Origin of the sequence: Cellulosimicrobium sp. NPDC055967 (genome assembly GCF_042269845.1) — a bacterium.
GTDB lineage: Bacteria > Actinomycetota > Actinomycetes > Actinomycetales > Cellulomonadaceae > Cellulosimicrobium.
This window is the reverse complement of the sequence record NZ_JBHJYJ010000003.1, coordinates 375,744-396,234: the sequence shown is the minus strand read 5'-3', so window position 1 is coordinate 396,234 and position 20,491 is coordinate 375,744. Positions and strand designations below refer to the sequence as shown.

The following is a 20,491-nucleotide window of genomic DNA, read 5'->3' as shown; positions in this document are numbered from 1 at the left end:
CCCACGCCGTGTCAGTCAGCTCACCACGCCCCACACCCACAACCCGGACATTACCGGACACATGCCAAGAACATTCGCAGGACAGGGCCTAGGGCCCACCTACGAAGCGCGTCGCCAAACGACCGGGGCGTGGGCGAGAGGCCGGCCGTCGGGAGGGCCTGGTCCTCGGTCAGAGCGAGCCGCGAGGGACGACCCACTCCTGCTGGAACCCCTGGACCGAGGCGGCGATGTGGTCGCTGAAGTCGGAGTCGTAGTGCAGCACGGTGAGACGGTGTCGGTAGGCATATGCCGCGATCATCACGTCGACGGGACCAACCGACCGCAGCTTGCCGTGTGTCGCCAACGCTCGCTGGATGTCCTCGCAGGTGTCGTTGAGGTCGTCAGCGGGCTCGAGGTACACCCCGACGGCGTCGAGGAACCGCTGCTGCTTGTCGAAGTCCTCCTGGGACGTGGCCGAGTAAAGGAACTCCAGACGCTGGGGGGTGACCGTGTAGATCACGTCGGTCAGGCCGTCCACTGCGTGCCGAACCTCAGGAACCTTGATCCGACCCCACACCGAGTTGTCGACGATGTAGCCGGCCACGCCTCACACAGTCCGTTCGACAGGTCGGAACTGGGTGACCTCCGCGAGGTCGGAGACATCCAGGTCATCGAGCATCGACAGCGCCTTTCGCTGAGCGTGAACTCGCTCCTCGCGCATCTCCTCCTCGTCGACGGCGTTCTGGATCAGATCGATGACCATCTCTTGGTTGGACTTGTAGCCGAGGAGCTTCTTGGCCCGGGCCAACGCCTGCGGGTTCGCGCGCACCACCGTGGGCTTGGCCTCACCGGCCCGCAGGTCGACATGAACTCGCGTGACGGTCTTTGAGACAGTCCTGGCCGTCGCCGTTGCCCCGTCCGGGGCGTCGGCCTTGCGCTGCTTCGCCATGCTCATGATGGGCTCCCCTCGACATCCCCTCCAGGATATCAGATCGGAGCGGATCGATATCGCGGATGCTCGGCCACACCAGTCCCGGCCTGGGGCGGTCGACCCAGCGCCGGACGCTTGTGTCGTCGTGCCACTCGGGTGTCAGTCCTCGACGAGCTCCAGGTCCCCCGGGAGCCAGGTGCGGTCGAACCACGGCTCGAGCGGCCCGTAGAGGCGCAGCATGGGGAACCACGACCTGCCCGGGACGGTCCCGACCCAGTTGGACTCGCGTCCCGCCGGGGGCTCCGGGCCGAACCACAGCACGGTGCTGCCGTCCTCCTCCGTGGCCACGGTGCCGCTGAGGCTCAGGAGGCTCGGGTACGGGTCGTCGGTCTGGAGCAGCGACCGGGTCTGGGTGTCGTAGAGGTCCACCGACCAGAAGTTCTTCGCGGGCGGGTTCGGCGGCAGCACGAGCCGGTACGTGCGCGCCCCGTCGAGGATCCGGCCCTGCGCGTCGTGGGCCGTGTAGGCGTACGCCGACCCGGCCCCGACCTGGGCGTGCGCCATGGCGGGGGTGATGACGGTCGCGAAGAAGTGGAACTGCGTGCGCGCGTCCAGCAGGCGCGCGCCGTCGGCGAGGAACTCGTACGAGCCGCCGAGGAACGCCTGGAGCCAGCTCGACCCGGGCGCGATCCGCGCCTCCGGGTCGCGCGGCGAGTAGACGAGCGCACGGCTGACCGCCGCGCCCGCGCGCGCGGCGGTGTCGAGCGTCGCGCGCAGCTCCGGGCTCGGGGCGAACGGGCGGCCGGGCGCGATGCCCACGGCGCGCAGCAGGCCCGCGCGCTCCGGGTCGAGCGCGCTCGTCGGCTCCTCCGCGACGATCTCGGCGACCTCGTCGAAGAACGAGGCGTCGTTGGCGTGCACGGTGTTGACGCGCGTCCCCGCGATGTTGACGAACTCGGTCGGCGGCGGGTCCCCCGCGTCCGCGAGCGGGTAGATCCGCGTCTCCTTCATCGCCGGGACGCCGCCGAGCGCGCGCAGCACGACCCAGTTGGTGAACGTGGGCGTCCGGTAGACGAAGTAGCGGTCCGGCACCTCGTCGTCGTAGCCGGGCGGGAGGAACAGGTAGCGCCCGCCCTCGCCGCGGTCCGGGCCCGCGATGCCCATGTCGGCCACGTAGCGGAACCAGAAGTCGTCCACCACGCACAGCGAGTTCTTGGGGGGCTCGATGACGAGCGGGCCCGTCTCGCGCAGGTCGACGAAGAGCGACCCGTACGTCGTCGCCGTGTTCGGCGTGAGGAAGATGCCGCCCGAGTCGGCCCGCGGGTCGGTGTAGCCGACCTGGTTGGAGCGCAGGAGGCCGAGCTCGCGGAACCCGCGCCGCATCGCCACGAGCGACGCGCCGGGCATCGCGCTGAGGAACGCCTCCACGCCGCGCAGGAAGTCCAGGGACCCGTAGAGCCGCTCGACCGACTCCGGGGTCGGCACCCCGTCGACCAGCTCGAACCGCCCCAGCGGCGTGTCCACCGGCGACGGCGTGCTCACCGCGGCGACCGCCGCGGCCAGGGCGTCGGCCCCGGCGCTCGTCGCCGTGCTGGTCCCGGTGCTGGTCCCGGTGCTGGTCTCGGTGCTCGCGTCGGACATGGCTCAGGCCCCTTCGTCGATCGGTGCACGGCACGCGCGCTCGACGCCGAGCGGCTGCGCCGACCGTAGGTCGAGGGCCACCGCACCGCCACCGGGAGGAAGGCTTGACCCTGCCCCTGGGGCGGACCCGAGGCTCGCCGCATGGACGTCTCGCGCTACGCCACCCACAGCCCCTACTCCGACCCGCGTCACCACGGGCCGCTCCTCGCGGCCGTGGCACCCGACCCGGCGAGCCTGCACGCGGCCGTGACGAACGCCGTCGTGCACTACCGCGCCGGGGCGACCACCGCCACGCCGGACCAGCTCGACGACGTCGACCGGCGCTGGACGGCGTCGATCCTCGACGCGGTCGTGGAGCGCTCGCCCGGCCACCTCGACGCGCCCCGCTCCCCCGAGCGTCAGGTCGGCGGATGCTGCCGCGACCACTCCCTCCTCGCCGTCGCCGTCCTGCGCGAGCACGGCGTCCCGGCCCGGACACGCCTCGGGTTCGCGGGCTACCTCGGGTCGGACGGGTTCCACCACGACCACGTCGTCGTGGAGCGGCACGACGGCGCCCGGTGGGTGCGGTCCGACCCCGAGCTCGCGCCCGACGACGTCGCGTTCGACCCGTTCGACCTGCCGGCCGGCGAGGGGTCGCCCTTCGAGACCGCCGCGGAGGTCTGGACGGCGTACCGCGCCGGACGCCGCGACCTCGCCGACCACGGCGTCGGTCCCGACGTGCCGTGGCTGACGGGGCCCGGGCTCGTGCAGCGGTACGTGCTCGCCGACCTCGCGCACCGGCAGCGGCACGAGCTCCTGCTGTGGGACGTGTGGGGAGCGGCCGCCCTGCCCGGCGCCGCGCCGGACGCGCGTGCCGTGGCGCTCACCGACCGGGTCGCCGACCTCACGCTCCAGGCTGACGCGGGCGACCGGACCGCCGAGGCGGCGCTCACCGTCCTGTGGGCGACGGACGACCGCCTGCGGCCCGGGCGCTACGTGACGACGTGGTCGCCCACCGGCCGGCTCGGCTGGACCGACCTCACCGCGCGCCGGACCGGCTGGGCCGCCGTCCCGCGGGACGCTGCTCTCGTCGGGTGAGCCCGTCGGGTGCGCCCGTCCGGCCCGACGGGTGAGCCCCGCGGGCGGGTCTCGTCGGCCGGGCCGGGGTGCGGCTCAGCCGAGCAGCGCGACCGTCTCCCCGTCCCAGCGCAGGAGCCGGCCCTGCACGGGGACGAACGACGCCCGCTCCCCGTCCAGGTCCTGCTCCCAGACGACCGATCCCGAGGACAGCTCGAGCGCGACCATGCGAGGGTGCGTGCCCGTGGCCGGGTCGACCAGCACGAGGATCGCGCACCGACCGTCCGTGAAGGCCTGCGTCACCCTCGCCGACCAGCCCTCGTAGCCCCCGAGGTCGTCGAGGAACCGCGACCACGTCGGCTCGCCGGAGAGCGCGTCGAGCCCGAAGACCGTGCTCGCCGTCCCGACGACGGCCGTGCCCTCCGCGAGCACGTGGACGACCTCCGGGACGCGCGCGCCGTCGTACGTCCACAGGCGCGCACCCTCCTCGTCGTACGCGCGCAGGTCGATCCCGTCGCGCACGAGGAGCACGCCGGGCGCCGGGTCGTCGGTCGCCTGCGGGTCGAGCACCTCGCCCGGTGCGTCGAGGACGGGCACCCCCGCGGCGTCGAGCACCCGGTCGGGTCGCAGCGCCCCGGTCGTGCCCTGCCGGTCGGTGTCCACGAGGAACCGCCCGCCCGCGAGCGGCACGGCGCCGTCGGCCGGCAGGTCCGGGTCGTCCAGGCGCTCGCCGTCCGGGAGGAACGACGCCGCGACGCCGCAGCCGACGACGTCGACCAGCGACTCCGTCGCGACGAGCGTGAGCCGGTCCGGGTCGATCTCCTCGCCGCCCGTCTCCGGGTCCCACGTGGTGCACGACCACGGCACGTCCTGGAACGGGAGCTCGCTGCGCCAGCGCACGTCGCCCGTCAGGGCGTCCTCGACCGTCACGACCACGTCCCGCCCTGCGACGCCGTCGACCGACTCGCCCGCACCCGGGTCGACCGCGACGGGCGGCCCGCTCGGCTCCCCCGGCTCCCCGACGCGCTCGGCCCGGACCAGGCCGCCGTCGGGGCCCGGCACGAGCACCGCGCCGCCCACCGCGACGTCGCGCTCCCCCACGACCTGCCCCGCCGCGCCGAGCACCGTCACGTGCGCCGGGGGGACGTCCGCGCCCGGCTCGGGCTGTGACCGCGCCCCGGGCTCGTACCAGAACGGCCCCACGCCGGACCCCGCGACGCACACGACCTCGCGCGAGGTGGCACCCGACGGCTCCCACGGGCTCCACGACGACCCGCACACGGCCTCGTCCCCGCCGAGCGGGGCGCGCCAGGCCTCGGCACCGGTGTCCAGGTCCAGCGCGACCGCCTCGTCGCCCTCGACGGTGACGAGCAGGCCCGGCAGGAACCCGACGCCGCGGTCCGTCGCGGCCGGCGCCGTCCACCGCTCGGTCGGGGCGGCGTCGAGGGGCCGCACCGCCCCGCGCGCGACCTCGAGCCGCTCCTGCGCGTCACGGCTCGTCACCGTGTCGACGACGAGCATCCCGCCCACGAGCACCGCCACGACGCCGGTCACCACGGCGGCGGCGACCCAGCGCGCTCGCCTGCGGTCCCCGCGCGGCTCGCGCGGCTCGCGCGGCTCGCGCGGCTCGCGCGGCTCGCGCGGATCAGGGGGCGTCCCCTCGACGCCCACCCCGTCCGGGCCGTCGCCGGCGGGCACCGTCGCGTCGTACGCCCCGAGACCGGGAGGGGTTCCGCGCGGGAGCGCACCGAGCAGCACGGGGTGCGGCGCGTCGAGGAGGTCGGGGTCCACGTCCATCCCGGCCGACTCGACGAGCTCGAACGTGCGGCGGTCGTCACCGCCGTCTCGTCGTCGGAGCGGCACACGCTCAGAGTAGGACGGCCGTCAACCGAGCCGGGTGATCTCCGTCTCGCTCATCCGCAGGAGCCGCCCCTGGAGCGGCGCGACCCAGGAACCCCCGTCCTGACCGGTGGTCTGCGCCGTCCACGCGACGACGCCGTCGGCGAGGTCGAGCGCGAGCAGCGACGTCGTCCCCGCCTCCCAGTCGGAGACGGCGAGGATCGCACGGGACCCGTCCGTGTAGGCCACGTCGGCCGACCAGCCCGCCCCGACCTCCAGCCCCGCGCTCAGCTCCTCGCGGTCGAGCGACCAGCGTTCGCCGCCCGTCGTGAGGTCGAGGCCCGTCAGGGCGCCGTCCCCGTACCCCTGGGAGACGACGAGCGTCCCGCCCGCGGCGACCAGCACCGCGTCGGGGTTGCTCTGCTCGGACGTGCGCCACAGCTCGGTGCCCTCGGCGTCGAACGCGACGAGGTCCAGGCCGTCCCGCACGAAGGTCGGCACCGGGCGCCCGTCGGTCGCCGTCGGCGAGAGGACGCTGCCCGGCGGCTCCCAGTGCACCGACCCGTCCGCTCCGAGGACCGCCGGTGCCGACGTCGGCTCCGTCCGGACCGTCGGTATCCAGTCGTAGCCGGTCGGGTCACGGAAGTAGGTGCCGTCGACGAGCGCGACGACCCCGTCGACGGGGTTGTCGGGCTCGTCCAGACGTGTGCCGTCGGGCGTGAACCACGACGTGACGCCGCAGCCCTCGACGCGCACCAGGCGCGTCTCGACCGCCGTCCACAGGTTCTCCAGGTCGGCGCGGATCGTCTCCTCGCCGTCGGCCTCGCTCCACGTGATGCACTGTCCCGCCCCGGCGACGAAGGGGAGCTCCGCCTCCCAGCGCACGTCGCCCGTGAGCGCGTCCTCGACCTGGACGACGGCGGGACGGCCCTCCGGGATGCCGCTCAGCTCGCCCGTCGTCAGGTCCTGCTCGACCACGGCTCCGTCGCCCGTCGGCATCTCGCCCACGCGCTCGGCGCGGAGGACCGTCCCGTCCGGGCCCGGGGTCAGGAGCGCGCCGTCCGTGCTCGCGTCACGCTGACCCAGCACCTCGCCGTCGTCGTCGACCACCGTGATCGTCCAGGTCGCGGCGACGACGCGCCCGGTCATGGGGTCGAGCTCCAGCGAACCGTCGCGGACGATCCCTCCCGAGGACTCGGGGACGGGGGCGACGCACACGAGCGTGTCGTCCGGCTCCCCCGACGGCAGGGACCAGAAGGGCCCGCTCCCGCACGTCGCGTCCTTCCCGACGTCGACCCGCCAGCGCTCCTCGCCGCTGTCGAGCGAGACGGCGACCGCCTCCCCGTCCGCGACCGTCACGATGCTGCCGGGCAGCAGCGCGAGGCCACCGGTGAGCCCCACGTCGGTGGTCCACTGCTCCCGCGGGGCGTCCGGCAGCGGCTCGACCCCGCCCGGTGCGGCGCGCAGGCGGTCGAGACCGGCCCGGCCGTGCCACGCGTCGACCGCGAGCATCCCGCCGAGCACGAGCGCGACCCCGGCGGCGACGGCCCCGACGACGGCGGCGCGTCGCCCGGGTCGAGCCGCCCGCGGACCGTCGGGGCCGTCCCCCGCGGAGGGAGGCTCGTCCCCGTCGGGCGCGTCCTCGGCGTCCTGGTCCGGGGCGTCGGGTCCGGGAACGGCTGCGTCGAGGGCGACCGGCCGCACCGCGCCCGACCGCGCGGCACCCGACCAGACCGGGCCTGCGGCGACGGTGCGCGGCGCCGCAGCGGGCCCGGTCGCGGAGCCCCAGGCCGGCGTGTCGTCCTCGAGGTCCGCGTCCGCGTCCGCCGACTCGACCAGCTCGAAGGTCAGTCGGTCCCGGGCGTCACGGCGTCGGAGCGGCACGCCGTCCAGCCTAGGGGACCTCGCGGTAGCTCCCGCCCCGGACGCGCGCCGCGCCCGTGCCGCTCCGGTGACGCCCGACGACCGGCGCGTGACGCCGTCGTGAACTCTCGACGAACACTCGTGCTCGCCCCGGCCGCGACCGTCGCGGCGCCGCCACACTGCCCGTGTGCACGACGAACTCACCGAGCTGGCCCAGCACACCGCGATACGCCCGCCGGCGCGCGCGAGCGGCACCGTCGCCGACCTCGCGCGGCCGGTCCTGTCGGTCGGCTCCTCCATGCCCGTCGGGCAGCTCGAGGTCGTGTTCCGCAACCCCGACGTCGCGTGCGTCGTCGTGCACGACGACGAGGTCCCCCCGCCGGGCGCTCCGGGCCCGCGCACGGGGGTCGTGGTGCGCGCGAGCCTCGTCGCCGCGCTCACCGGCCGGCTCGGCTACGGCCGCGCCGTCCTGGAGCGCCGGCCCGTCGCGAGCGTCACGGACTGGGCCCCGCTCGTCGTCGCGCCGACGGCGGCCGTCACGGAGGTCGCGACGCTCGCCATGTCCCGGCCCGACGACCGCCGGTACGACGACGTCCTCGTCCGCGGCGGCCGCTGGGCGAGCGTCGGCGCGGCGGAGCTCGTGCGCTCGCTCGTCGGCACGCTCGCGGAGCGGTCCACGCACGACCCGCTCACGGGACTGCTCTCGCGCCGCAGCACGTGGCACTCGCTCACGCGGCGCTGCCGGCTGGTCGCGCACGGCGGCACGCGCGTCGTGCTGCTCCTGCTCGACGTCCAGGACATGGCCGGTGTCAACGCCGTCCACGGGCAGGACGCCGGGGACGCCCTCCTCACGGGGGTCGGTCGGAGCCTGCGGTCGTGGCTCCCCGGGGGTTGCGAGGCGGGCCGCGTCGACGGCGACCGGTTCGCGGTCCTCGCGACCCTGCCCGCGATGGGCGACGTCGAGGCCGCCGCGAGCGCCGAGGCCCTGCGCCAGGAGGTCCTCGCCCAGCTCGGCGCGCCCGAGGGCCGGATCCGGCCGACGTTCCGCACGTCGCTCACGTGGTCCGTCGCCGGAGCGGCGGACGCCGACGAGCTCGTGCGCGAGGGCGAGGCCCGCCTCGCGGCGGCCCCCACCCCGCCGAACACACCCACGCCGCCGAACACACCCACCCCGCCGAACACGACATGGGTGCCGTTATCCGTCGGATAACAGCACCCATGTCGTGCTCGACAGCGCGTGGAGGCGTGGTCGACCGGCCGGGCCGAGGGTCGGGCCAGGGGTCAGGCCACGCCGAGGTAGGCCTCCTTGATGCTCGAGTCGGCCAGCAGCTCCTTGCCGCCGCCGGTGCGCACCACCTCGCCCGTCTCCAGCACGTAGGCGCGGTCGGAGCGCGACAGCGCCTGCTGCGCGTTCTGCTCCACGAGCAGGACCGTCGTGCCCTGGGCGTTGATCTCCGACACGATGCGGAAGATCTGCTGGATGACCATGGGCGCGAGGCCCATCGACGGCTCGTCGAGCAGCAGGAGCCGCGGGCGAGCCATGAGCGCGCGCCCGATCGCCAGCATCTGCTGCTCGCCGCCGGACATCGTGCCGCCCACCTGCTCCTTGCGCTCGGCGAGGCGCGGGAAGAGGTCGAACACCCGGTCGAGGGTCTCGTCGTGCTCGGCCTTCGACGCGAACGTGCGCGCGTACGAGCCCATCTCGAGGTTCTCGATGACGGTCATGCCGGGGAAGATCCCGCGGCCCTCGGGTGCCTGCACGATGCCCTCGAGCACGCGCAGGTGGGCCTTCATCCTGGTGATGTCCTTGCCGTCGAAGAGAACCTTGCCGCGCGAGACCGGGCGGATGCCCGAGATCGCGCGCATCGTCGTCGTCTTCCCGGCGCCGTTCGCCCCGATGAGGGTGACGAGCTCACCCTCCTCGACGGTGATCGAGATGCCCCGCACCGCCTCGATCCGCCCGTAGGCGACCGTCATGTCCTGCAGCTCAAGCAGAGGCATCGTCGCCACCTCCTTCGGTCGTGGGGGCGGCGGGCCGGTCGTCGGCGGCGGTCGGCTCCCCGTCCATCTCCTCGTCGGGAACGCCCAGGTAGGCCGCGATGACCTTGGGGTCGCTCGTGACCTCGTCGGGCGTGCCGTCCGCGATGACGCGCCCGAACTCGAGCACGACGATCCGGTCCGTCACCCCGCGGACGAGACGCATGTCGTGCTCGATGAGCAGGACGGTGTAGCCGTCGTCGCGGATGTGGCGGATGAGGTCCATGAGGGACTCCTTCTCCGCCGGGTTGAAGCCCGCCGCGGGCTCGTCGAGGCACAGGAGCTTGGGCTCGGTGGCCAGGGCGCGCGCGATCTCCAGACGGCGCTGGTCGCCGTAGGAGAGGTTGCGCGCCTTCTCCGTCGCCCGCCCGCCGACGCCCACGAACTCGAGCAGCGCGAGCGCCCGGTCGATCGCGTCCCGCTCCTCGCGCCGGTGGCGCGGGGTGCGGAACAACGCGCCCGGGACCGAGGTGCGGTGCCGCGCGTCCGACCCGACGACGACGTTCTCGAGCGCCGTCATCTCGTTGAACAGGCGGATGTTCTGGAACGTGCGGGCGATGCCGCGCTGCGTGATCCGGTAGCGCTTGAGCTTGCCGACCGGGGAGCCGTCGAACACGACCTGCCCCTGCGTGGGCCGGTAGACGCCGGTCATCGCGTTGAACGCCGTCGTCTTGCCCGCGCCGTTCGGCCCGATGAGGCCCAGGATCTCGCCGCGCCGGATGTCGAACGTCACGTCGTTCAGCGCGACGAGGCCGCCGAACTGCACGGTGACGTTCTGCATCTGCAGCAGCGGCTCGCCGACCTTCGCGTGGACCGTGCGGTCCGGCGCGACCATCGCGTCGACGAGGTCGGGGTTCGCGAGCTCGGGCCGCACCTCGGCGACGTCGACGATCGCGGGCTCCTCCAGGACGGCGCCCGGCATGTAGAGGTCGGCGCGCGAGGAGTCGGCGCGGCCCGACGACGCGAGGTGCTCGTCGCCGTGCTCGCCGCCCGCACCGATACCGCCGGGGTCGTGGGTGCTCATCGGGTCTCCTCCCCGTCCGTCGTGCTCTCTCCCGTGCCGGTCCCGCCCGTCGTCGGACGCGAGCCGCCCGACGCCGTGGCGACGGCCGGGGAGCCCGGCCGCGCACCGTCGTCGGACCCCGACCGCGTGGCGGCCTGCGCCGTGCGGCGCGCCGCCACGTAGAGCTCGCGCCCGTAGGCGAGCAGCTTCTGCCGGACGGGGATCAGGCCCTGTGGACGGAAGATCATGAGCACGACCAGCGCGATCCCGAAGAACAGGTACCGGTAGCTCGCGATCTCGTTGCCGTTGATCGGGATGCCGAAGAGCTCGGTCCGGCCGAGGAAGAAGTTCGGCAGGTACACGATGATGAACGCGCCGAGGATCACCCCGAGCTTGTTGCCCTGCCCGCCGAGCACGACCGCGCAGAGGAAGAGCACGGAGTTGATGACGTTGAAGTTCGTCGGGATGACGAACTGCACCTGGCCCGCGTAGAGCGCGCCCGCGACGCCGCCGATCGACGCGCCGATGACGAACGCCCACAGCTTGAAGCGGAAGGTCGGGACGCCCATGATCTCCGCCGCGTCCTCGTCCTCGCGGATCGCGACCCAGGCGCGCCCGACGCGCGAGCGCTCCAGGTTCCCCACGAGGAGGAGCGAGATGACGATGAACACGAGGCTGAGCCAGTACCACCACACGCCCGAGTTGAGCGTGCCCGCGGCGTTGCCCGCGGAGAAGACGCCGTTGGGCAGCTCCTCCGAGGCCCCGACGCGCGGGTAGGCCACGCCGCGCAGGCCCTGGCCGCCGCCCGTGAGCTCGTCGAGGTTGTCCGCGAGGAGCCGGACGATCTCGCCGAACCCGAGCGTGACGATGGCGAGGTAGTCGCCGCGCAGGCGCAGCGTGGGCGAGCCGAGGATCAGGCCGGACAAGGACGTGATCGCGACCGCGACGGGGAGCGCCGCGAGCCAGGCCCAGTCGCTCGACAGCCACTCGTCCGTCTGGTTCCACGGGCTGTCCGGGCTCGTGAGGATCGCGACCGTGTACGCGCCGATGGCGTAGAAGCCGACGTACCCGAGGTCGAGCAGGCCGGCCTGGCCCACCACGACGTTGAGGCCGATGGCGATGAGCGCGATCATGCCGAACTGCGCCATCACGCCGCCGAAGTTGGTGCCCACCGTGGTGAGCACCGGGATGTTGAGCACCGGCACGAGCGCCATGAAGATCAGGAACGGCACGCCGATCAGCCACTGGGTGGGCCGCGCCTGGGCGTCCCACCACAGGCGGAACCGGTCGCCGACGCCGCCGTGCGGGCGGTCCTTCGTCGCGACCCGGCCCACGGGGGGCATGGACGTGGGACGGCCCTCGGGCGCCGGCTGCGGTGCGGGGGTCGAGGTGCTCATGCGCGGGCCCTCCCCAGCGACTCGCCGAGGATGCCCGTCGGACGGAACATGAGGACGACGATGAGGAGCACGAACGCGACGACGTCGCGCCACTCCGTCCCGAACACGACCTGGCCGTAGTTCTCCATGACGCCGAGCAGCAGGCCGCCGAGCAGCGCGCCGCGCAGGTTGCCGATCCCGCCGAGCACCGCGGCGCAGAACGCCTTGATGCCGAGGATGAAGCCGCCGGAGTAGATGATCCCGTTCGGCACGCGCAGCGTGTACAGGAGCGCCGCCGCACCGGCGAGGATGCCGCCGATGAGGAACGTCAGCATGATGACGCGCTCGCGCGAGACGCCCATGAGGGTCGCGGTCACCGGGTCCTGCGCGACGGCGCGGATGCCGCGGCCGAACTTGGTCCGGTTGATGAACATGTCCGTCGCGAGCGCGAGGACGAGCGCCGACAGGATGATGACGAGCGTGATGTTCGTGACCGGCGCGCCGCCGATGGTGAACTGCACCTCGGGCTGCACGAGCCGGATCGGCTGCTGCGCGTTGACGCCGCCCAGGGTGCCGCCCGTGAGCTTCGGCAGCACGAAGTGCACGAACTCCTGGATGATGAACGACATCCCGATCGCGGTGATGAGGAAGACGAGCGCCGGTGCGCCGCGCCGTCGCAGCGGCCTGTAGGCCACGCGTTCCAGCCCGACGGCGGCGCCGCCCGCGACGAGCATCCCGCCGAGCATCGCGATGCCGAGGTAGAGGACGGTGAGCGCGATGCCCTTGTCGTACGCGTTCCCGCTCGGGTAGAAGCCCAGGAGCATGAGGGTCGCGTACTGCCCGAACATGCCGAGCATGAAGACCTCGGAGTGGGCGAAGTTGATGAGCCGCAGCACGCCGTAGACGAGCGTGTAGCCGACGGCCACGAGCGCGTAGATCGCGCCGTACGTGAGGCCCTCGATGGTGAGGCCCCAGAAGTTCCGGGCGAGGCCCGCGATGTTGAAGTCGATGAGGGACTGGTGGACGAGGGGACCGGCGGTCGCGCTGTGCATCAGCGCGTCAGCAAGAGCGGGCATGACGCTCCCTGATTCTTTCTCTGGTGTACGAGGTCGTGGTCCACGACGGGCGCCCCGCCCGCCGACCCCCGCGCGGTGCGGGGGCGTCGGGGCAGGGCGCCCGTCGTCGTCGGACTACTGGACCTCGTAGATCCAGATGAGCGCCGAGGCGAGCTCGCCCGTGTCGTCCCACTCGTAGGTGCGGGCCAGGCCCTCACCCGAGTAGTTCGCCACGTAGTCGATCAGGCCCGCACGGTCGGTCACGCCCGAGGCGATGCCGGTGAGCATGACCGTCGCGAGGTCGTAGCCCTCGACCGAGTAGACGCCCGGTGCCTGGCCGGCCGACTCCTCGTACATGGCCGCGAAGTCCTCCGGGGCCGGGCCGCACGGGCAGGAGAGGATCGCGCCCTTCGACGCGGCACCCGCCTGGGAGACGAACTGCGGGTCGTTCGTGCCGTCCGCCGAGACGAACGGGATGTCGACGCCGCCGTCGCGCAGGCCCTGCACGAACGGCGCGGCCTCCGCGTAGTAGCCGGCGTAGAAGACCGCATCGGCGTCGGCGCCCGAGATGATCTGGACGGCGGCCGAGAAGTCCTTGTCGCCGGTCTTGACCTCGGCGGCGCAGTCCTCGTTCGCGGCGTCGCCCAGGCCCTCGGTGATCTGCTGGGCGAGGCCGATGCCGTAGTCCGAGTTGTCGGAGACGACGCAGACGCTGCCGAACTCCTTCGTGTTGACGAGGTACTTGGCGACCGACGGACCCTGGACGGCGTCGTTGGCGAGGCCGCGGAAGAAGTTGGTCCAGCCGTTCGTCGTGAGGTCGGGGTTCGTGGCCGACGCCGAGAGCGACAGCAGGCCCGCCTGGTTGAAGACGTCGCCGGTCGCGGCGGTCTCGCCCGAGAACGCCGGGCCGAGCAGACCGAGCACGGACGCGTCGCCGACGATCTGCGGCGCGACCTGGGTGGCCTTCTGCGGGTCGCCCTCGGTGTCGAACGGCTTGAGCGTGACCTGGCAGCCGGGGTTCGCCTCGTTGAACGCGTCCACCGCGACCTGCGCCCCGTACTGGATGTTCAGGCCGAGCGCGGCGTTCGGGCCGGTGAGGGCACCAGCCATCGCGATCGACGTGCCCTCGGCGCACTCGGCGCTGCCGTCGCCGGCCGGGTCGGCCGGGTTGCCGGCCTCGGTCGCCTCGACCTCGGCGCCGTCGATGTCGATCTGGACCGACGGGACGATGCTCAGGTCGGCCGAGCCACCGTCGTCGGTCTCGGTCGACGTCCCGGTCGTCTCGTCGTCTCCGCCGCCCTGGGACTGGGGACCGCAGGCGGTGAGGACGAGAGTGGCCGCGAGGAGCAGGGCAGCACCCCCGCTCGCCCGTCGTGCTGTGCGATGCATGCCAACCTCCGTGGTCCTGATCCCCGCGGAGGGCGGCCACGCCGCTTCTCTCCGCGGTCGATCGCTGAATTCAACACTGAATTGCGTGCTGAATAGTGACACAGGTCACCCGGGGGCGAAACCGGCCCGCGGACGTGTCGCCCGGAGCCCTCCGCGGCATCTCGGAGGGCTCCGGACCCACGAATCCGCGGGAGGTGGCGCCTCCGCGTTCCTGGGTGACGCGAACGTAGGCGGATCGGATTTCGTGGGACGCAGGGAGTTGTTACCGACTCGTAACGTAAGGGTCTCGTTTCGTTCCGTGGACGGTACGGATGTGCCGTTTTCGGCGTCGGCCTACGGTGGGGTGATGGCCCTCGCATCCCGCATCCTGCACACCCGATGGCTCGTCCGGTCCCCGATCACCCTCTTTCGGTCCGGCCTCGGCTTCCTCGCCGGAGGCAGGCTCCTGCTGCTCGCCCACCGCGGGCGCACGACGGGAGCCACGCGCTACGTCGTCCTCGAGGTCACGGACCGACCGGCACCCGGCACGTGGGTCGTCGTCGCGGGTCTGGGACCGCGCTCGCAGTGGTACCGCAACGTCGTGGCGGACCCGCGCGTGCTCGTCTGGGTGGGATGGCGGCGTCACGTACGGAGCACAGCACGCACGCTCGCGCCCGACGACGGCGCCCGCCTCCTGCGCGGGTACGCCACCCGGCACGAGCGCGACTGGGCGATGCTGGAACCGGTGCTCCGGGAATGGGCAGAGCCGCTCGCCGCCGAGCGCGAGGAGGCCGACTGGCGACGGGTCGTGCCCGTGGTGGAGCTGACCGCGCTCGGGGCGTGACCTGCGACGTCGGGCCCTCGTGAGCACGTCGCGACACTCGCCGGGCAAGCCATGGCCAAGAAGGGGCATACCCTGTACGGTTGACCCCGAGATTGCAGTGCCTCGCTTGTCCTCGCGTCGTTGTGACCGCCACCCGGCGGGCGCCCGGCGGACCTTGTTACCCAAGAGTTGACGACGAACACCGTGATGTACTCCCCTGCGCCCGCGGGGGGTGTTTCCACACTCTTGAAGGAGTAACAATGGCTACCGGAACCGTGAAGTGGTTCAACAGCGAGAAGGGCTACGGCTTCATCGCCCCCGAGGACGGCTCGGCCGACGTGTTCGCGCACTACTCCGCGATCCAGTCGCAGGGCTTCCGCACGCTGGAGGAGAACCAGCGCGTCGAGTTCGACGTGACGCAGGGCCCCAAGGGCCCGCAGGCGGAGAACATCCGCGCGATCTGATCCGATCTCCCCGGTGACGACCCTCGCGGGTCGCGCCGACCGATCGTTCACCGAGTGCCCCCGACCCTCCGGTCGGGGGCACTCGTGCGTCCGGGCCCGGTCGTCCGTCGGGTGAGGTGCCGAACCGGTGGCTGCGGGTCACGCGACGCTCGACATGACGCGTCACCCCGGGCTCGGCGGAGAGCGCGCCCTCGCGAACCCGGGGTCGCGGGGTACGGGAGGGCGCGGGTGGCGCCCAACCCCGGGTTCGGCGGCGCGGGCGGAACCGCGGGGCGAGGCTCCGCGTTGGTCCGGGAGTGAGCCGTACCGGCCACGAGCCACGCGCGAGCGCACGACGCCGCGCCACCGAACTCGGAGGACGACCCATGGGATTCCTGGACCGGCTCCTCGGCCGCGAGCCGCGCGACCCGTACGGCGCCCCGCAGGCGGGCCCCTACGGCTCGCCGGCGCAGCACCCGACCCAGCACCCCGGGCCCGCCTGACGCCCGCGCAGCGGCGACAGGTGCTCACGGAGCTCGGGGAGCAGGTGCCGGCGTCGGAGCGCGCGACGTCCGACGCGCCGCAGGACCTCGCCCGGATGGCGACGCGGGCCGAGATGCGCCAGCCCGGGACCCTCGAGCGCACGTTCGCCGGTCGCGGGCAGGGCGCACCCGGCTTCGGCGCCATGGTCGGCTCGAGCCTGCTCGGCACGATCGCGGGCGTCGTCATCGGCTCGGCGGTCGCGAACGCCCTCTTCGGGCCCGCGTTCGCCGACCCGACGCAGCCCGTCGCGGAGGACGCCGCGGCCGAGCAGGGCGCCGCGGACCCCGGCGCGGCCGAGGGCGGCGACGGCGGTGCCGTCGAGGCCTCGGGCGGGGACCCCGCGGGCGGCGGGTACGACGACGGCGGCGGAGACTTCGGCGGCGACTTCGGCGGCGACTTCGGCGGCGGCTTCGACGACTTCGGGGGCTTCGGCGAGTTCTGACCCGGCTCGACCGCCGGCTCCCGACCCCGTGACGGCGGGGCTCCGACCCCGTGACGCCGGGGCCGACATCCCTGGCCGCGGTCCGGATCCGTGCCGGCACCGCCGTCGGCCTGTGCCCGTCGTCGGGCCAGGTCGGCGGCGGGGCAGGTCGGCGGCGGGACAAGTCGGCGGCGGGTCAGCCCAGAGGCGCGGAGCCCGTCAGCCCGAGGAACGCGCCGAGCTCTTCCACGCCGCGCGTCGAGTGCGGCAGCGCGTCGGTGAGCCCGGGCGACCGCACGACGACCGCGCGCCACTGCGCCCGCGAGACCGCGACGTTGACGCGGTGCCGCGACAGCAGGAACCCGAGGCCGCGGGAGGCGTCGCGGCCCGAGGACGCGGCGAGCGTCACCACGACGACCGGCGCCTCCTTCCCCTGGAACCGGTCGACCGTGCCCACCTCGACGTCCGGGTAGCCCGCGGCCTCGAGCGCCGCGCGCACGGCCCACACCTGGGCGTTGTACGCCGCGACGACCAGCACGTCGCCCTGGCCGAGGGGACGTTCCTCCGTGGCCCCGTCGACCGTCGTCGTCCACGACCGTCCGAGGACGCGCTCCACCTGCCGGACGACCTCGGCCGCCTCCTCGGGCGAGCGCACCGAGTTCCCCTCGTGCTCCACGAGCACCTGCTCGACGCCGGGCGGGACGCCGTCGAGCACGCGGGCCGCGGTGCACGGGTGCGCGTGGAGACGGTCCTCGTACGCGAGGGTGGAGACGGCCTGCGCGAGGCGCGGGTGCAGGCGCCACGTCACGGGCAGGAAGTAGCCGCGGCGCGCGGGCAGCACGCCGTGACCGTCCGCGAGCCAGCCCAGCGCCGAGCGGTCGACGGGCTCCGGGTGGCGTCCCTGGCTCACCTGCGGGAGCTGCTGCGGGTCGCCGAGCAGGAGGAGCCGGTGCGCGGCGCGCGACACCGCGACGGTGGTCGCGAGCGAGAGCTGGCCCGCCTCGTCGACGACGAGCAGGTCGAGCGTGCCGGGCGGGAGCCGGTCCGCCGCGAAGTCCCAGGCGGTGCCGCCGACGACGCGCGGCCCCGGCTGCGTCGCGAACGCCGCGAGGTGGGTGCCGTCGAGCTCGTCGTACACGGCGCGCGGCGACGGGCCGTCCGCCGCGACCTTCTTCGCCACGACCTCGCGCGGGACGCCCGCCCCGAGCACGACCGCCCGCAGCATGTTCTCGACGACCGCGTGCGACTGCGCGACGACCCCGACGCGCCAGCCCTGGGCGACGAGCCGGGCGACCACGCGCGACCCCACGTACGTCTTGCCCGTCCCGGGCGGCCCCTGGACGGCGAGGTACGAGTCGTCGAGGCGTTCGACGGCGGTCGTGACCGCCGTGACCACGTCGCCGTCCACGACGGGCGGGAGCCCGGGAGCGGCCGGACCGTCGGCACCTGCCGGGACGCGCGCGCCGTCCGACCGCACGGCGGTCTCCGGCGCAAGCCGCGGGGGTCGCCGCAGGAGCACGTCGGTCGCGGCGTCGAGCGGCAGCGACCCCGTCGTCCGCCACGTGCCGAGCGCGGCCCGGGCAGCGGCCTCCGCGGCCGCCTCGAGCGGCTTGGCGCTCGGGCCGGGAGACGGGGTGAGGGCGACGGGGGTCGCGTCGAACGGCTCGGCACCGGTCGGGAGCTGCTCGCGCACGACCAGCACGTCCCGGTCGCCCGCGGGCGTCGCCCGACGCCCGGCGTCCACGACCGACGCCCCCGTGAGCCAGCCGCGCACGCCGTCGGCGGCGGTCTTGGCGCACGGGGGCAGGGGCGGGTCGTAGAGCACGTACGGCGCCACCCCGACGCGCAGGTCGCTCCCCTCGGGGAGACGACCCACGAGCTCCAGGCGGCGCGACCGCGTCCGGCGCCCCGGTTCGACCTCCCAGCCCGAGACGACCTCGGCCTGCTCGACGAGGAACGCGTTGCGCCTCCCCAGCCACTCGTCCACCGGGAGCGAGAGCCGCGAGTAGTGCTCGTGCCAGAACGGCTTCGCCTCGCGCCGGAAGTACCCCGCCGCCGCGCCGTACAGCGCGAGCGCCCGCTCGTCGTCGCCGCGCCGGGCCCGGTCCTCCCCCACGACCTCCCGGATCTCCTCCTCCAGCACCACCGCGGACGGCCGCTCCCGCAGCTCGACGTCCGCCGGATCTTCACCCCGCCTGTCGGGCGCGGTCTCGCCCCTGGGAGAGGTGACGGACATGGCGGTGTCGGGGGAGGTGCGCGCCGTCGTGGTCGGGTCTGGCGGGAGCGCCGCGAGGGACGAGCGGCGCGGATGGTAGACGGCGCGCACCTCCCCCGACACCGCACCCGAGGCGACCACCTCGGAGGCGAGAACCGCATGACGCAACCACTCCCCCAGCCGCAGCGTCGACACGCAGTCGTACCGGTTGTAGTCCGCGATCCCGCGGAGCAGCTCTTCGGCCTCGTCGTCGCGCCCCGCCTCGCGCAGGGCGGTGTACTCCGCGTACGCGACGACGGACGCGGCGGCGGTGGTCACGTCGCCGGTGCGCAGCTCGTCGCCCATGTAGAGCGGCTCGAGCTTCTTGATCGACCGGGACTTGTCGGAGACGTGCAGCGCCTGGCGCACGACGGCGTACAGGTCGACGAGCACGCCGTCGCGCAGGAGGTCGTCGACCTCCTCCTCGTACACGCCGTGCCGCGCGGCGATGGCGAGCAGGTGCGCGCGCTCGTAGTCGGCGTAGTGGTAGACGTGCAGGTCCGGGTACGTGCGGCGGCGCGCGTTGACGTGGTCGACGAACGCGACGAGGGCGTCGCGCTCCGCCGCGAGGTCGTGCGCCCAGAGCGCGTGGAAGGGAGGGCGGTCCTCGGGCGCGGCGGGGCGCTCGACCCAGCCGAACAGGTAGTCGAGGCCCCAGCTCGTGCCGCCCTCGTCCGTCCACAGCGGGTCGCCCTCGAAGTCGAAGAAGACGTCGCCGGGGCTCGGCGCGGGCAGCGCGAGCACGGGCGTCGGGTCGTCGATGCGCCACGAGAGCTCGTGCGGCCCCGACGCGTCGGCCCACACGACCGTGCCGTCGGACGGGCCCGTGCCGAGCTGGAGCGCGGCCTGACGCCGCACCTTCGCGAACGTGGACCGGCTCATGCCGTCGGGGACCGGCGTCTCGTCGGTCGCGGCCGCGAGCTCGTCGATCGTGCGGATCCCCGCCGCGTGCAGCCGTGCGCGCTGCGACTCGTACACCCCGCCCACGAGCAGCACGTCGCGGTGGGACTCGATCTGCGCCCGGCATTCGGCGCAGCGCCCGCACGCCCGGACGGCAGGGTCGTCCCAGGGGGCGCGACCGTCGCGCGCGACGTGCTCGGCCGTGAGCCGCACGAGCCGGTCGCGGCGGTCCCGGAACACGGGCAGGAGGTCCGCGAGGCAGTGGGACGTGCGCTCGCGCGTGCCGAGCACGAGCGAGACGTCGGGATCGACGGGCACGCCCGCGGCCTGGAGCTGGTCGCCGTACGCGGCAAGCTGCAGGAGCGCGGGGACCTTGGCGCGCCGCGCGAGCTTGGTGTCGACGACGGCGTAGCGGGCCGCCCCCGCGTCGTCGGTGCCGGTCCGGACGAGGAAGTCCGCGCGCCCGTGGAAGGAGCCGTCGAAGAAGGCCGCCTGGTGCACGACGTCGGCCCCGGCCTCGAGCGCGGCGAGCGTGCGCGCCTGCGCGGCCACGAGCTCGTCCCAGGAGATCCCGCGGGGCGGCTCGAGGCGCACGACGCCGCGTCCCGTCGTCGGGTCGAACGCGCCGTGCGCGGCCTCGTAGCGCGCGAGGACCTCGCGCTCGTGCCGCGCGCCGAGCGCGGCGGTGCGCGCGAGCACGGCGTCCTCCGCCGCGTCGGGACGCGGGGCCCGGCCGAGCTGCTCGTCGAGCCGGCACAGGAGCCGGTACTCGCACTCGGCGGCGACGACGAGGTCGCTCGCCGAGTGCACGAGGGCGCGCTCGCGCGCGGGCGCGCCGCCGGTGGCGGTCCGGCCAGGGTCGGCCGCTGCGGTCCGCAGCGCCGGCTCGTCGACGAGGAACACGCACACCTCCGGGTCAGGGGACGACCGCCGCCGAGACGGGAGCAGGGCCGCCTCGC

At 74.1% G+C, this 20,491-nt stretch carries 16 protein-coding genes; 5 read left to right on the top strand and 11 right to left on the bottom strand.

The annotated features are described in order from the left end of the window. Positions 1-169 precede the first annotated feature (169 nt). The 3 genes from ACFC2L_RS06605 to ACFC2L_RS06595 form a co-directional block, all read right to left on the bottom strand. Positions 170-583: a PIN domain-containing protein gene (locus ACFC2L_RS06605; RefSeq protein ID WP_375823484.1), complete on the bottom strand. Its 414-nt coding sequence runs from the start codon at positions 581-583 to the stop codon at positions 170-172. Positions 584-586: 3 nt separating this feature from the next. After that, positions 587-934: a hypothetical protein gene (locus ACFC2L_RS06600; protein WP_375823483.1), complete on the bottom strand. Its 348-nt coding sequence runs from the start codon at positions 932-934 to the stop codon at positions 587-589. Between the two features lie 135 nt (positions 935-1,069). Beyond that, positions 1,070-2,551, bottom strand: coding sequence for a DUF1254 domain-containing protein (locus ACFC2L_RS06595; RefSeq protein WP_375823482.1), 1,482 nt, complete (start codon positions 2,549-2,551; stop codon positions 1,070-1,072). Positions 2,552-2,692: 141 nt separating this feature from the next. Here ACFC2L_RS06595 and ACFC2L_RS06590 point away from each other — a divergent pair, with 141 nt between their 5' ends. Further along, complete coding sequence (locus ACFC2L_RS06590) at positions 2,693-3,628, top strand: transglutaminase-like domain-containing protein (RefSeq protein ID WP_375823481.1); 936 nt, start codon at positions 2,693-2,695, stop codon at positions 3,626-3,628. 75 nt (positions 3,629-3,703) lie between these two features. Here the strand turns inward: ACFC2L_RS06590 and ACFC2L_RS06585 are convergent, their stop codons facing one another. Together ACFC2L_RS06585 and ACFC2L_RS06580 are read right to left on the bottom strand one after the other, a co-directional pair. Then, on the bottom strand, positions 3,704-5,470 hold the full coding sequence (locus tag ACFC2L_RS06585; RefSeq protein WP_375823480.1) for a hypothetical protein: 1,767 nt from the start codon (positions 5,468-5,470) through the stop codon (positions 3,704-3,706). Positions 5,471-5,491: 21 nt separating this feature from the next. Beyond that, a complete protein-coding gene (locus ACFC2L_RS06580) occupies positions 5,492-7,330 on the bottom strand; it encodes a PQQ-binding-like beta-propeller repeat protein (RefSeq protein ID WP_375823479.1) in 1,839 nt (612 codons plus the stop codon). 166 nt (positions 7,331-7,496) lie between these two features. Between ACFC2L_RS06580 and ACFC2L_RS06575 the strand changes: the two genes are divergently transcribed. After that, positions 7,497-8,519: a GGDEF domain-containing protein gene (locus tag ACFC2L_RS06575; protein WP_375823478.1), complete on the top strand. Its 1,023-nt coding sequence runs from the start codon at positions 7,497-7,499 to the stop codon at positions 8,517-8,519. A 71-nt stretch (positions 8,520-8,590) separates the two neighbouring features. Here ACFC2L_RS06575 and ACFC2L_RS06570 read toward each other — a convergent pair whose 3' ends face one another. From ACFC2L_RS06570 to ACFC2L_RS06550, 5 genes are all read right to left on the bottom strand, one after another. Then, positions 8,591-9,310, bottom strand: a complete 720-nt coding sequence (locus ACFC2L_RS06570) for an ABC transporter ATP-binding protein (protein ID WP_375823477.1) — start codon at positions 9,308-9,310, stop codon at positions 8,591-8,593. Then, positions 9,297-10,370, bottom strand: a complete 1,074-nt coding sequence (locus ACFC2L_RS06565; protein WP_375823476.1) for an ABC transporter ATP-binding protein — start codon at positions 10,368-10,370, stop codon at positions 9,297-9,299. The genes ACFC2L_RS06570 and ACFC2L_RS06565 overlap by 14 nt, the downstream gene beginning before the upstream one ends. Continuing rightward, on the bottom strand, positions 10,367-11,746 hold the full coding sequence (locus tag ACFC2L_RS06560; RefSeq protein ID WP_375823475.1) for a branched-chain amino acid ABC transporter permease: 1,380 nt from the start codon (positions 11,744-11,746) through the stop codon (positions 10,367-10,369). The genes ACFC2L_RS06565 and ACFC2L_RS06560 overlap by 4 nt, the downstream gene beginning before the upstream one ends. After that, complete coding sequence (locus tag ACFC2L_RS06555; protein WP_375823474.1) at positions 11,743-12,801, bottom strand: branched-chain amino acid ABC transporter permease; 1,059 nt, start codon at positions 12,799-12,801, stop codon at positions 11,743-11,745. The genes ACFC2L_RS06560 and ACFC2L_RS06555 overlap by 4 nt, the downstream gene beginning before the upstream one ends. A gap of 114 nt (positions 12,802-12,915) precedes the next feature. After that, a complete protein-coding gene (locus ACFC2L_RS06550; protein ID WP_375823473.1) occupies positions 12,916-14,169 on the bottom strand; it encodes a branched-chain amino acid ABC transporter substrate-binding protein in 1,254 nt (417 codons plus the stop codon). Between the two features lie 346 nt (positions 14,170-14,515). Here ACFC2L_RS06550 and ACFC2L_RS06545 point away from each other — a divergent pair, with 346 nt between their 5' ends. The 3 genes from ACFC2L_RS06545 (at position 14,516) to ACFC2L_RS06535 (ending at position 16,399) form a co-directional block, all read left to right on the top strand. After that, complete coding sequence (locus tag ACFC2L_RS06545) at positions 14,516-14,992, top strand: nitroreductase family deazaflavin-dependent oxidoreductase (protein ID WP_375823472.1); 477 nt, start codon at positions 14,516-14,518, stop codon at positions 14,990-14,992. A gap of 239 nt (positions 14,993-15,231) precedes the next feature. Next, complete coding sequence (locus ACFC2L_RS06540) at positions 15,232-15,435, top strand: cold-shock protein (RefSeq protein WP_047231069.1); 204 nt, start codon at positions 15,232-15,234, stop codon at positions 15,433-15,435. Positions 15,436-15,937: 502 nt separating this feature from the next. Further along, positions 15,938-16,399 (top strand): hypothetical protein, encoded by a 462-nt coding sequence (locus tag ACFC2L_RS06535; protein WP_375823471.1) that lies wholly within the window; start codon positions 15,938-15,940, stop codon positions 16,397-16,399. 175 nt (positions 16,400-16,574) lie between these two features. Here ACFC2L_RS06535 and ACFC2L_RS06530 read toward each other — a convergent pair whose 3' ends face one another. Then, on the bottom strand, positions 16,575-20,435 hold the full coding sequence (locus ACFC2L_RS06530; protein ID WP_375823470.1) for a TM0106 family RecB-like putative nuclease: 3,861 nt from the start codon (positions 20,433-20,435) through the stop codon (positions 16,575-16,577). Between the last annotated feature and the right edge of the window lie 56 nt (positions 20,436-20,491).

Excerpts from the sequence above, each read along its gene's own strand:
- ACFC2L_RS06600 (WP_375823483.1), bottom strand. The coding sequence starts at position 934 with ATGAGCATGGCGAAGCAGCGCAAGGCCGACGCCCCGGACGGGGCAACG.
- ACFC2L_RS06595 (WP_375823482.1), bottom strand. The coding sequence starts at position 2,551 with ATGTCCGACGCGAGCACCGAGACCAGCACCGGGACCAGCACCGGGACC.
- ACFC2L_RS06590 (WP_375823481.1), top strand. The coding sequence starts at position 2,693 with ATGGACGTCTCGCGCTACGCCACCCACAGCCCCTACTCCGACCCGCGT.
- ACFC2L_RS06570 (WP_375823477.1), bottom strand. The coding sequence starts at position 9,310 with ATGCCTCTGCTTGAGCTGCAGGACATGACGGTCGCCTACGGGCGGATC.
- ACFC2L_RS06565 (WP_375823476.1), bottom strand. The coding sequence starts at position 10,370 with ATGAGCACCCACGACCCCGGCGGTATCGGTGCGGGCGGCGAGCACGGC.
- ACFC2L_RS06560 (WP_375823475.1), bottom strand. The coding sequence starts at position 11,746 with ATGAGCACCTCGACCCCCGCACCGCAGCCGGCGCCCGAGGGCCGTCCC.
- ACFC2L_RS06555 (WP_375823474.1), bottom strand. The coding sequence starts at position 12,801 with ATGCCCGCTCTTGCTGACGCGCTGATGCACAGCGCGACCGCCGGTCCC.
- ACFC2L_RS06550 (WP_375823473.1), bottom strand. The coding sequence starts at position 14,169 with ATGCATCGCACAGCACGACGGGCGAGCGGGGGTGCTGCCCTGCTCCTC.
- ACFC2L_RS06545 (WP_375823472.1), top strand. The coding sequence starts at position 14,516 with ATGGCCCTCGCATCCCGCATCCTGCACACCCGATGGCTCGTCCGGTCC.
- ACFC2L_RS06540 (WP_047231069.1), top strand. The coding sequence starts at position 15,232 with ATGGCTACCGGAACCGTGAAGTGGTTCAACAGCGAGAAGGGCTACGGC.